The following is an 11,539-nucleotide window of genomic DNA, read 5'->3' on the forward strand; positions in this document are numbered from 1 at the left end:
GTCGTCCGGTCGGCCGCGGGAAGGGCGGCGTGTCGCCCAGTCGGCTGCGGGGAGCAGGGCGTGTCGTCTAGTCGGCGTCGGGGAGCGCGGCGAGCCCTTCGAGGCTCTCGTCGATCCGCGTGGCCAGGTTGTGCGTGCGGGCGAGCTCCAGACAGGTCTCCCAGGTCGCGCGGGCGGCGTCCCACTCCCCGAAGTGGTGGTGGGCGCGGGCCGTGAAGACCAGACAGTCGGCCGTCCCTCCGGCGTCCTCCATCCGGTGCCGGATGCCGAGCGCCTCCGTGAGGGCGGCGAACGACTCGTCACGGCGTCCGAGACCGCGGAGGATGTCGCCGTACTTGGTGAGACTCGTGGCCAGGAACAGCCACCGGCCCTCCGTCCTCAGCAGCTCGATCGCCCGCTGGCAGTCCGCGGCCGCCCCGTCGAGGTCGCCGACCAGCTGCCGGGCGTCCGCGATCCTGGTGAGCACGAGCAGCTCGCCCCGGGTGTTGCCGGCTTCCCGGTACAGATCGCGCGAGAGCTCGGCGTGGGCGAGCCCACGCTCCGCGTCCTCGATCTGCAGGTAGAGCGACGACATGTTCCCGAGGATGGAGGCCCGGGCCAGCACGTCACCGCGCGCGGTGAAGAGTTCCAGGGCGATCCGGAGGTGCGCGAGGCAGGCCTCGTTGCGGAACGCCATGCCGTGGGCGACGGCCATCCGCCGGTACAGCCACGCCTGGCCGAGCGTGTCGTCGTGGGCGCGGGCGATGTCCATCGCCTGGCCGAGGCAGGCGTCCCACTCCGCGGTCCACCAGTGCGTACCCGCGTACCCGAAGAGTCCCACCGCGAGCCGCCACGCCATGTCGGAGCGGCCCAGCTCCCCGGCGCGGGTGAGCGCGTCCCGGATGGCGGGGAGCTCCTTGGCGGTCCAGCGGATCGCCTCTTCGTCGTCGGTGAACTCGGGGAGCGACAGGGGCACCCCGGTCTCCCGTTCCAGCGGCGGCGGGGACTGCGTCTCCCGGGTGGCCGCGAGCGACGCGGCCGCGAGCGCCGTGACGTACCAGGAGAGCAGCCGCAGGGCGGCGGCGGTGCGCTCGGCCTCCGTGTCCTCCTCCTCGCCCCGCCGCCACGCGTACTCGCCGAGGAGGTCGTGGAGCACGTACCGGTCGGGCTCGGGGTTGAGGACGAGGTGGGCGTCGGCCAGGACGTCGAGCACGGCGGCGGCGCGGGTCTCCGTGACGTCGAGGAGCGCGGCGGTGGACTGCGGGGTGAGCTGGTGACCCGACCACACCCGGCCGAGGAGCCGGAAGGCCCGCGCGGCCTCGCGTTCCAACGGCTGCTCGCTGTCGCGCATGGCCACGTAGCTCATGGCGAAGGTGCCCTGGACGTCGAAGGTGCCCATGGTGAGGGTCTCCAGGCGGCCCTGGTGGGGCGTCAGCCGTTTCGCGAGGAGCGCGAGGGGCCAGGAGGGGCGGGAGGCGAGCCGGCCGCCGACGATGTGCAGGGCGAGCGGCAGTCCCCCGCAGGCGGCCATGATGTCGGCCAGCGCCTCGGGCTCGTGCCGTACGCGCTCGGCGCCGGCGAGTGCGGCGAGCAGCGCGTGCTGGTCGGGCTCCGGCAGCGGGGACAGCGGGACCGTGACGGAGCCCGGCAGGTCGGCGAGCAGCTGCCGGCTGGTGATCAGGGCGGCGCTCGGCCCGCCGGCCGGGAGGAGGGGCGCCACATGGGCGGCGCCCCGCACGTTGTCGAGGACCAGCAGGACGCGGCGCTCGGCGAGCGCGGCGCGGAGGAGGAGGGCCCGGTCGTCGGTGTCGTCCGGCAGGGTGTCGTGCCGCAGGCCGAGGTCCGACAGGAAGCGGGCGAGCAGCTCGTGGGCCGTGCGCGCGCCGTGGACGCAGTAGCCGCGCAGGTCGGCGTAGAGGACACCGTCCGGGAAGGCGTCGCGCACTCGGTGGGCCACGTGGACGGCGAGGGCGGTCTTGCCGACACCGCCCATGCCGGAGATGACGACGGGTCTGATGTGGGTGTGCGGCCCGGTGGTCTCCCCGAGAAGCGACCGGATCTCCGCCACCTCGGCCTTCCGGCCCGTGAAGGCCTCCCCCTCGCAGGGCAGCTGGAACGGTGGCCGGGGTGAGGCGAGGCCGGTGTGGGCGCGGGGCCGGGGTGCCGGTTCGCCGGTGAGGACCTCCTGGTGGGCCTGCTGGACGGCGGCGCCCGGTTCCGCGCCGAGCTCGTCGACGAGGCTGCGGCGCAGCCGGTGGTAGACGGAGAAGGCCTCGGCCTGGCGGCCGGACCGGTGCAGGGCCAGCATGAGCCGCCGGTGGAAGCCCTCGCGGAGGGGGTGTTCCGCCGCCAGGGTGCTGAGCGGGGCGACGGCCTCGTGGTGGCGGCCGAGCCGGAGTTCGGCGTCGAAGCTCCATTCGAGGGCCTGGAGGCGGGCCTCCGCGAGCTGGTGGACCCGGAGTGCGGGCCCCTCGGTGTCGGCGAAGGGGGCCAGGTCGGCGAGGGGTGCGCCGCGCCACAGGGGCATGGCGAGCGCGGTCTCGCGCCGGACCTCCTCCCAGTCCTCCCGCCGGTGGGCGTGCCGTACGGCCCTGACGCGGGCCTCGAACACGTCGGCGTCGAGCTCGTCCTCGTGGACGAGCAGCTGGTAACCGGGGGCCACGGTGCGCAGCCGCTCCTCGGACCCGTGGTCCAGGGCGGCGAGGACGCGGCGCAGCCGGGTGAGGTGGTTGGCGAGGGCGGCGTCGGCGCTGGCCGGCACGGACGTGCCCCAGAGGGCCTCCTTGAGGGCGTCCCTGGACACGGCGCGATTCGCCTGGAGCAGCAGCGCGGCGAGGAGGACGCGGACCTTGGGTCCGGTGACGGGAAGCGGTTGCTCCCCGTCGTGGACGACCAGTGGTCCCAGCAGCCCGAACTTCACCACCATGCCCCCGCATCAAGGTAGGCGGGCCGCCCGACCTGGGGCGGATCCCGACGGTCCCCATCGTACGGTTCGGCACCCCTTGATTGATCAAACCGGCCGGGGGTTACCATATGAGCGCCGCCTAGCTCGAAAGATAAACTTGTGACTGTCAATGACGACTCGTTCACCAGCTGGAAGAACCGCGAGGAGATCGCGGAGTCGATGATCCCGATCATCGGGAAGCTGCACCGGGAGCAGGACATCACCGTCCTGGTCCACAGCCGCTCCCTGGTGAACAAGTCGGTGGTCAGCATCCTCAAGACCCACCGTTTCGCCCGGCAGATCGACGGCGAGGAACTCTCGGTCACCGAGACGCTCCCGTTCCTGAAGACGCTCACCACCCTCGATCTCGGTCCGTCCCAGATCGACATCGGCATGCTGGCCGCCGAGTACAAGACCGACGACCGCGGTCTCTCGGTGGAGGAGTTCACCGCCGAGGCCGTCGCCGGCGCCACCGGTGAGAACAAGATCGAGCGCCGTGACGGACGCGACGTCGTCCTCTACGGCTTCGGCCGCATCGGCCGCCTCGTCGCCCGCCTCCTCATCGAGAAGGCCGGCTCGGGCAACGGTCTGCGCCTGCGCGCGATCGTCGTCCGCGGCGGCGGTGAGCAGGACCTGGTGAAGCGCGCCTCGCTGCTGCGCCGCGACTCGATCCACGGCCAGTTCCAGGGCACGATCACCGTGGACGAGGCGAACAGCACGATCGTCGCCAACGGCAACACGATCAAGGTGATCTACGCCAACGACCCCTCCGAGGTCGACTACACGGCGTACGGCATCGAGAACGCCATCCTCATCGACAACACCGGCAAGTGGCGCGACCGTGAGGGCCTGTCGAAGCACCTGCGGCCCGGCATCGACAAGGTCGTCCTGACCGCGCCCGGCAAGGGTGACGTGCCGAACATCGTGCACGGCGTCAACCACGACACGATCAAGCCGGACGAGCAGATCCTGTCCTGCGCCTCCTGCACCACCAACGCGATCGTGCCGCCGCTGAAGGCGATGGACGACGAGTACGGCGTGCTGCGCGGCCACGTGGAGACGGTCCATTCGTTCACGAACGACCAGAACCTCCTGGACAACTACCACAAGGCCGACCGTCGCGGCCGATCCGCGCCGCTCAACATGGTCATCACCGAGACGGGTGCCGCCTCGGCCGTCGCCAAGGCCCTGCCGGACCTCAAGGCCCCGATCACGGGCAGCTCGATCCGCGTCCCCGTCCCGGACGTCTCGATCGCGATCCTGAGCCTGCGCCTGGGCCGCGAGACCACCCGCGAAGAGGTCCTCGAGTACCTCCGCGACGTCTCGCTGCACTCGCCGCTGAAGCGTCAGATCGACTTCACCACGGCCCCCGACGCGGTCTCGATGGACTTCGTGGGCTCGCGTCACGCGTCGATCGTCGACGCCGGCGCGACCAAGGTCGACGGCGACAACGCGATCCTCTACCTCTGGTACGACAACGAGTTCGGCTACTCGTGCCAGGTCATCCGGGTCGTCCAGCACGTCTCCGGCGTGGAGTACCCGACCTTCCCGGCACCGGCGGTCTGATCCCCCGCTCCACAGCACGGCGGCGCGCCGCACTCCCTCCGGGGGTGCGGCGCGCCGCCGTTCCGTTCCCCCCGTTCAACCCGTTCCGCCCCCTCTCCCCCTCCCCCTCTCCCCCCGGCTCTCCCCGCTCTCCCGCGAACCGACCGCCGCCGCCCCGGCGTCCCTCCCCCCATGGACACGTTCACGCGCGGGATACGTCAGCTGCTGCGGTTCGCGGTGCTGGAGGCGCGGTGCTGCGCCTTCGCCGTCGCGCTCGTCGGGGGGATCGCGGTCTCGACCCTGCTGCCCGGGCTGCCGGTCGCCCGTTACGACCTGCTGTTGCTGTACGGGATCGGGCTCACCGTCCTGGCCTGGAGGCTCGGGTGGGACAGCGGGCGGGACGTCGCCGTGATCGCCGGCTGCCATGTCATCGGTCTGCTCTTCGAGTTGGTCAAGGTACGGATGGGCTCGTGGAGTTACCCGGAGGAGGCGCTGGCGAAGGTCGGCGGGGTGCCGCTGTACGGCGGGTTCCTCTACGCGGCGCTCGGGAGCTACGTCTGCCGGGCCTGGCACCTGTTCGACCTGCGACTGACGGGCTACCGGCCGCGGGCGACGGCCGTGCTCGCCGGTGCCGTGTACGTGAACTTCTTCAGCCACCACTGGCTGCCCGACGCCCGTTGGGCCCTGGCGGCCCTGCTCCTGGCGGCGACCGCGGGGACCTGGGTGCGGTTCCGGGTGGGCGAGCGGGACCACCGGATGCCGCTGGCCCTGTCGTTCGTCCTGATCGGCTTCTTCCTGTGGGTCGCGGAGAACGCGGCCACGTACGTCGGCGCCTGGAGCTACCCGGACCAACTGGACGGCTGGCAGCCGGTGTCGCTCGCCAAGTTCGGCGCATGGGCGCTGCTGATCACGGTCACGTTCGTCCTGACGGCCGACCGCGCGAGGGGGCCCGCTCCCGGCCCGCGGGGAAATGTGTTCCCGGCGGGCCGGGCGTGAAATTCGACAATTTCGTCCGCCCCCGCAGGTTCGTGCACCCCCGCAGGGGACGTGGTACAGTCGACAGCAGTTGCAGTTGTGGTTCCCAAAGAAACTTACAAGTGCCTTCGACGATTCGACATCGTCAGGCACTTTCTGTGTTTTCGGTGCAGTTTTCCGGACGGGGCAATCATCACGGCGACTCCGGGTTCCGCACAGTGCGGCCCCCAGGGCTACGCCCCGAAGGAGAATTGACATGGCTAACGGCACCGTGAAGTGGTTCAACGCTGAAAAGGGCTTCGGCTTCATCGAGCAGGAGGGTGGCGGCCCGGACGTCTTCGCCCACTACTCCAACATCGCCACCTCTGGCTTCCGTGAGCTCCAGGAAGGCCAGAAGGTGACCTTCGACGTCACGCAGGGCCAGAAGGGCCCCCAGGCGGAGAACATCCTCCCCGCCTGACGTTGACACGTCCGACGCAGCTGGGGTCCTCACCCGTGTGGTGAGGGCCCCGGCTCGTTGCATTTTCCAGGCATTTTCAAGCATTCCCAGGCTTTTTTACGGACCGGCGCCCGATTTCATCCCCTCGGTATGGCCGGATCCGCACGCTTGTGGCGTTCGGTACGTTCCTGTAATTCATCGGGCCCCGCGGCCCTTCGCGAATTCCTCGAAGCGCACCGTTTCGAGGAAGGTCCCCATGAACAACACGAACAACACGAACAACACGAACCGTACGGACCGGGCACGACGCGGCACCCCGGCGAAGGACGAGTTGGCGACGCTGCCCGCCGGCACGCCGGCCCTGCCGCCCGCCGCGACCTTCGCCGAGCTCGACCTGCCGGCCGAGGTCCTCGACGTCCTCACCCGGCTCGGTGTCGACGAGCCGTTCCCGATCCAGTCCGCGACCCTGCCCGACGCCCTCGCGGGCCGTGACGTCCTGGGGCGCGGCCGCACCGGCTCCGGCAAGACCCTCGCCTTCGGCCTGCCCCTGCTCGTCCGTATCGCGGGACGCCGCGCCGAGGCCCGTAAGCCGCTCGCGCTGATCCTCGTACCCACACGTGAACTGGCCCAGCAGGTCACGGACGCCCTCGACCCCTTCGCCCAGGCCCTGAAGCTGCGCCTGGCCACCGTGGTGGGCGGCATGTCGATCGGCAGGCAGGCCACGGCGCTGCGCGACGGGGCCGAGGTCCTGGTCGCCACTCCGGGCCGGCTCATGGACCTCGTGGAGCGCAAGGACTGCCGGCTGGAGCGGGTGGGCGTCACCGTCCTCGACGAGGCCGACCAGATGGCCGACATGGGCTTCATGCCCCAGGTCACCGAACTGCTCGACCGGGTGGGCGGCGAGGGCCAGCGGATGCTGTTCTCCGCCACGCTCGACCGCAACGTCGACCTGCTGGTCGAGCGGTACCTCGACGACCCGGTCGTCCACTCCGTCGACCCGTCGTCCGCCGCGGTGTCCACGATGGACCACCACGTGCTGCAGGTGCACGGCGCCGACAAGTTCGCCACCGCCACGGAGATCGCGGCCCGCGACGGGCGGGTCATCATGTTCCTGGCGACGAAGGCGTCCGTCGACCGCTTCACCAAACATCTCCTCGGCAGCGGCGTCCACGCCGCCGCGCTGCACAGCGGGAAGTCCCAGCCGCTGCGGACCCGCACCCTGGACCGCTTCAGGTCCGGCGAGGTCCCGGTCCTCGTCGCCACCAACGTGGCGGCGCGCGGCATCCACGTCGACGAGCTCGACCTCGTCGTCAACGTCGACCCGCCGGCCGACCACAAGGACTATCTGCACCGGGGCGGACGTACCGCGCGCGCCGGCGAGTCCGGCGTCGTCGTCACCCTGGTCACCTCCGACGAACGGCGTGACGTGGCCCGGCTCATGGCGGACGCGGGCATCCGCGCCCAGGTCACCCAGGTCCGCTCGGGCGAGGCCGAGCTGAGCCGCATCACCGGCGCCCGTACCCCCTCGGGCGTGCCCGTCGCCGGCGCCGCGCCCAGCCAGGAGGGCATCAAGCGCGGCGGCGCGGCCTTCCGCGGCATGGGCACCGTCCCGGGCCGCCCCGGCCGCGCCAAGAACGAGTCCCGCAAGGCCGCCGACGCCCGCAAGGCCGCCGAGGCCCGGCAGGCCGCGCGGATCCGCCGCGGCAAGTAGGCCCCCCTCAGGGACCTGGGGCTCACGCCGCGCCCCGCCGACGCACCCGGGTTCTTCGCCCCCGTACTCGCCCGGAAGGCGGCCACGTTCCTCCCGCAGAGCGGCGACCCGGTGGCCGCCGCCCCATCGGTGCGAGCGGGACTCACGTCGCGTTGAGTGCCACCGTCGGGTGGAGGCGGGAGGCGCGGATCGCCGGGTAGAGGCCGGCGATCATCCCGATCAGGAGGGTGGCGGCCAGGCCGCCCGCGAGGGACCAGGGCGGGACGACCGCCGTCCAGCCCTGGAACCGCGCGAAGCCGTACGTCGCCGTCGCGCCGAGCAGCGCGCCCGTCGCCCCGCCGAGCGCCGACAACAGCAGCGACTCGGTGAGGAACTGGAGCCGGATCGCGTTGCGGGTCGCGCCGAGGGAGCGGCGCAGGCCGATCTCCTGGCGGCGTTCGAGGACGGAGATGACCATGGTGTTGGCGACGCCGACACCGCCGACCAGGAGCGCCACCGCGCCCAGGCCCAGCATAAGGGTCGTCAGGCCCTTGTCGGTGGCGGCTTTGGCGGCGAGCGCGTCCGAGGGCCGGGAGACCTTGACGCCCGCCTCGCCGCCGGGGCTGATCGTGCGGGCCAGGATCGCCCGTACGTCCTCCACCGAGGCGTCCGTGGAGCGCTCGAAGATCGTGGTCGGGTGGCCGTCGAAGCCGAAGTGGCGCTCGGCGGCGGGGAATCCTACCATCGCCACCCGGTCGAGGTTCGGGACCAGTTCCAGCGGTTTCAGGATGCCGACGACGACCACGCGGGTGTCGTTCATCATGATCGTCTCGCCGGTGCGGGTGATGCCGAGGCGGTCGGCGGCCACCGCTCCGAGGACCGTGACCGGAAGCCGTTCGCCGGCCGGGTCCAGCCAGGCGCCCTTGTCGACCTCGCCGCCGAGCGCGGCCAGGAGGTCGGTACGGACGGCCTGCGTGGTGACGCCGGCGGTGCGCTCCTCGGGGACCAGATCGCTGCGGCGGATCCGGGCGTCGACGTCGCCGGTTCCGGTGGCGTGCCGGACGGGGCCGATGCGCTCGACCATCGCGACCGCGTTCTTGGGGAGTTTGACCTCCTTGCCCAGGGTGTCCTTGCCCGCCTCGGCGGTGAGGAGGTTGGTGCCGAGCCGGTCGAGCTGGGCCATCAGGTCCGCGCGGCTGGACTCGGAGAGGCCGACGACCGCGACCATGGTCGCGATGCCGATGGCGATGCCGAGCGCGGAGAGCACCACGCGCGCGCGGCGCGCGCGGAGACCGACGGCGCCGACCCGGAGGATGTCGCGGGCGGAGAGACGGGAGGGCTTGAGGCTGCCTTTCACGGCGAGACTCCTTCCCCGGGGAGGGCACCGCGCTCGTCCGCGACGATCTCGCCGTCCTTGAAGCGCACCCGGCGCGGCAGCGAGTCCGCGATCTCGTTGTCGTGGGTGATCACACAGATCGTGGTGCCGGAGGCGTTCAGCTCGTGCAGCAGCTCCATGACGATCTCCCCCGAGGCGGTGTCGAGGGCGCCGGTCGGCTCGTCCGCGAGCAGCAGCCGGGGCTCCCCCACCAGCGCGCGGGCGATGGCCACGCGCTGCTTCTCGCCGCCGGACAGCTCGTTCGGCGTGTGGGAGTGGCGGTGGTCGAGGCGGACCCGGTCGAGCGCGGCCCGCGCCCGCGCCCGGCGTTCGCGCAGCGGCACGCCCGCGTACAGCAGCCCGTCGGCGACGTTGTCGACGGCGTCGCGTCCCGCCGCCAGATGGAAGTGCTGGAACACGAAGCCGATGTGGCGGGCGCGGAGTGCGGAGAGGCGGTTGTCGGAGAGTGCGGACACGTCGTACCCGGCGATCCGGACGGTGCCGCTGGTGGGCTTGTCGAGGGTGCCCATGACGTGGAGCATCGTGGACTTGCCGGACCCGGAGGGTCCGACGACGGCGAGCAGTTCGCCCTCGTCGACGGTCAGGTTCACTCCGCGCAGGGCGTGGACGCCGCCGGGGTACGACTTGGTGGCGTCCCGCAGTTCCACGACGGGGGCCGGGGACACGGTGGGGGCCGGTGACGCGGCGGTCTCGGTGGGGGCCGGGGTCATGAGGCCGCCATCCCGACCTGCAGGCCTTCCCTCACGTCCGGGCCGCTGACCTCGATCTGCCCGTCGGCGGTCATGCCCGTCTCCACCCGTATCGTCCGCGTGGTGGTGCCCTGGACGATCTGGAGGCCGTAGCCGCCGTTCTCGCCGCGCAGGGCGAGGACCGCCTCGACGGGGACCGCGAGGACTCCCTTGCGGGCCTCGCTGACGAACTTCACACTGGCCGATGCCTTGGCGTCCTCCCCGGACGCGGCGCGCGCCCCGCCGTCGAGGACGACCTCGACGACGATGCCTTCCTGCGCGGCCGCGCCGTCCCCGGAGCCGGTCCCTTCGGGGCGTACGGTCCCGGCGACCCGCCCGGGCACGGTCTTCCCGCTGGGCAGGGTGACCTCGACCCTGGTGCCGGCGGCGGTGAGCGCGCCGTCGGTCTGGTCCAGGCGGGCCCGGACGACGGGTTTGGTGGAGGCGATCGTCAGGACGGGTTCGCCGGGTCCGACCTGGTCGGCGAGTGCGGCGTCGACGGAGACCACCTTGACCTGGCCGGGCTGGAAGACGACGTCTCCCCTGCCGACCTTTCCGGTGGGCTCGCGGTTCAGGGACTTCTGCCACTGCTTGACCGCTGTCTCGGTGTCCTTGTCGTACCGCGTGTCGACGTAGAGGCCCGCTCCGTATCCCAAGTCGCGGAGGTTGCGCTCCAGTTGGAGCACGTCACTGCCTCTGTCGCCCGTCTTCATCTCGCGGAACATCGGGACGGGCCCGTACAGGAGGGTGACGGGCTTGTCGTTCAGCTCGTACAGGGCCTGCCCCATGGTCAGCGTCCTGCCCTCGGAGGCGGCCACGGTGACGGTGCCGTCGACGGCGGACTTGACGGGGCGGCGCTGCGCGAAGTCGAGCCTGCCGTCGACGGTCTTGGACTGGACGAGGTCGGTACGGACGACGGTCGCGGTGGCGGGCGGCAGATCGCCGCCCTTCCCGGAGGCTCCGGAGCCACTCGCGCCGCCGATCCCACCGAGGATCCCGAGGTCGCCGAGGTAGACGACTCCCCCGGTGACGGCGGCGGCGACCGTCACCGCGCCGAGTGCGCGGAAGGCGGTGCGGCGCTTCACTGCATGCCGTCCAGACCGTCGAGGAGCTTCGTCTTGCACGCCTCGCGGGCCTGCTCGTACGCGGGTGAGTCGTGGTCGATGGTCGGGGAGGCCGGGTTCGGGTCACCGCCCGGCTGGGCGTTGCCGCCGCTCATCGTCGGATTGGTGAACTGGGAGACGCCGTTGTCGCGCATGCACTTGGCGTGCGCCAGCATCGACTCGTAGTCCTTCTGCTGGTCGCGCTTGGGCTCGGCCATCATGGCCTTCTGGAGTTCGGGAGCGCAGACGCCGTTCTTGCCGCCCTTGGATGCCTCCATCTGGCCGGGCCGCGAGGCGATCTCCTCGATCTTCCCCCAGTCGAGGTGGCCGCTGAGCTTGGGGTCCGGGTAGTCCTTGTAGCCGCCCTTGACGCGCATGCACCGGACGTAGAGGAGCTGCGCGTCGTAGAAGGCGCTCTTCCCGGCCGGCCGGGTGCTGGGGGTGCTGTCGTTCTTCGTGGACGGCGAGGCTGTGGTGGTCTCCGGCACCGAGGCGATCTCATCGTTCTTCCGGTCGCCGTCGGCGCTGTCGTCCCCGCTGCCGCACGCCGCGGAGAAGGCGAGGACGGGGAGCACGGCGAGGGCGGTCAGGCGCAGCCGGGCGGTGGCACGGGAGGTTGTCTTCGGGCTCATGAGCACCACCCTGGTCAGGCCACGTGATGGCGATTCCATGGCGACATGATGAAAACGTAACAATGCCCCCGACCTGGGCATCGGCCCCCTGCCCGGGCGACGGACCGG

9 protein-coding genes are annotated in these 11,539 nt (G+C 71.7%); 4 read left to right on the top strand and 5 right to left on the bottom strand.

All coding sequences use genetic code 11. The annotated features are described in order from the left end of the window. Window positions 1-67: 67 nt before the first annotated feature. Entirely contained in the window at window positions 68-2,905 is a 2,838-nt protein-coding gene (locus OG462_RS06880; protein ID WP_406055460.1) for an AfsR/SARP family transcriptional regulator, read from the bottom strand. A gap of 138 nt (window positions 2,906-3,043) precedes the next feature. Between OG462_RS06880 and OG462_RS06885 the strand changes: the two genes are divergently transcribed. The 4 genes from OG462_RS06885 (at window position 3,044) to OG462_RS06900 (ending at window position 7,593) form a co-directional block, all read left to right on the top strand. Further along, a complete protein-coding gene (locus OG462_RS06885) occupies window positions 3,044-4,489 on the top strand; it encodes a glyceraldehyde-3-phosphate dehydrogenase (protein WP_406055462.1) in 1,446 nt (481 codons plus the stop codon). Between the two features lie 171 nt (window positions 4,490-4,660). Beyond that, window positions 4,661-5,464 (top strand): DUF817 domain-containing protein, encoded by an 804-nt coding sequence (locus tag OG462_RS06890; protein ID WP_406055464.1) that lies wholly within the window; start codon window positions 4,661-4,663, stop codon window positions 5,462-5,464. Window positions 5,465-5,699: 235 nt separating this feature from the next. Beyond that, window positions 5,700-5,903 (top strand): cold-shock protein, encoded by a 204-nt coding sequence (locus OG462_RS06895; protein ID WP_030218719.1) that lies wholly within the window; start codon window positions 5,700-5,702, stop codon window positions 5,901-5,903. Window positions 5,904-6,138: 235 nt separating this feature from the next. Continuing rightward, window positions 6,139-7,593 carry a DEAD/DEAH box helicase gene (locus OG462_RS06900; protein WP_406055466.1) on the top strand — a complete coding sequence of 485 codons (1,455 nt, stop codon included), beginning with the start codon at window positions 6,139-6,141 and terminating at the stop codon, window positions 7,591-7,593. A 142-nt stretch (window positions 7,594-7,735) separates the two neighbouring features. On the opposite strand, the gene OG462_RS06905 is transcribed toward OG462_RS06900, so the two are convergent. From OG462_RS06905 to OG462_RS06920, 4 genes are read right to left on the bottom strand one after another with little or no spacing between them, the layout of a single operon-like run. Then, on the bottom strand, window positions 7,736-8,929 hold the full coding sequence (locus OG462_RS06905; protein WP_406055468.1) for an ABC transporter permease: 1,194 nt from the start codon (window positions 8,927-8,929) through the stop codon (window positions 7,736-7,738). After that, window positions 8,926-9,678 carry an ABC transporter ATP-binding protein gene (locus tag OG462_RS06910; RefSeq protein ID WP_406055470.1) on the bottom strand — a complete coding sequence of 251 codons (753 nt, stop codon included), beginning with the start codon at window positions 9,676-9,678 and terminating at the stop codon, window positions 8,926-8,928. Before OG462_RS06910 ends, OG462_RS06905 begins: the two co-directional genes overlap by 4 nt. After that, complete coding sequence (locus tag OG462_RS06915) at window positions 9,675-10,781, bottom strand: peptidoglycan-binding protein (RefSeq protein ID WP_406055472.1); 1,107 nt, start codon at window positions 10,779-10,781, stop codon at window positions 9,675-9,677. The genes OG462_RS06910 and OG462_RS06915 overlap by 4 nt, the downstream gene beginning before the upstream one ends. Beyond that, window positions 10,778-11,431 (bottom strand): hypothetical protein, encoded by a 654-nt coding sequence (locus tag OG462_RS06920; RefSeq protein ID WP_406055474.1) that lies wholly within the window; start codon window positions 11,429-11,431, stop codon window positions 10,778-10,780. Before OG462_RS06920 ends, OG462_RS06915 begins: the two co-directional genes overlap by 4 nt. Window positions 11,432-11,539: the final 108 nt, after the last annotated feature.

It is taken from the genome of Streptomyces sp. NBC_01077 (genome assembly GCF_045162855.1).
Lineage (GTDB): Bacteria > Actinomycetota > Actinomycetes > Streptomycetales > Streptomycetaceae > Streptomyces.

Excerpts from the sequence above, each read along its gene's own strand:
- OG462_RS06880 (WP_406055460.1), bottom strand. The coding sequence starts at position 2,905 with ATGGTGGTGAAGTTCGGGCTGCTGGGACCACTGGTCGTCCACGACGGG.
- OG462_RS06890 (WP_406055464.1), top strand. The coding sequence starts at position 4,661 with ATGGACACGTTCACGCGCGGGATACGTCAGCTGCTGCGGTTCGCGGTG.
- OG462_RS06895 (WP_030218719.1), top strand. The coding sequence starts at position 5,700 with ATGGCTAACGGCACCGTGAAGTGGTTCAACGCTGAAAAGGGCTTCGGC.
- OG462_RS06900 (WP_406055466.1), top strand. The coding sequence starts at position 6,139 with ATGAACAACACGAACAACACGAACAACACGAACCGTACGGACCGGGCA.
- OG462_RS06910 (WP_406055470.1), bottom strand. The coding sequence starts at position 9,678 with ATGACCCCGGCCCCCACCGAGACCGCCGCGTCACCGGCCCCCACCGTG.
- OG462_RS06920 (WP_406055474.1), bottom strand. The coding sequence starts at position 11,431 with ATGAGCCCGAAGACAACCTCCCGTGCCACCGCCCGGCTGCGCCTGACC.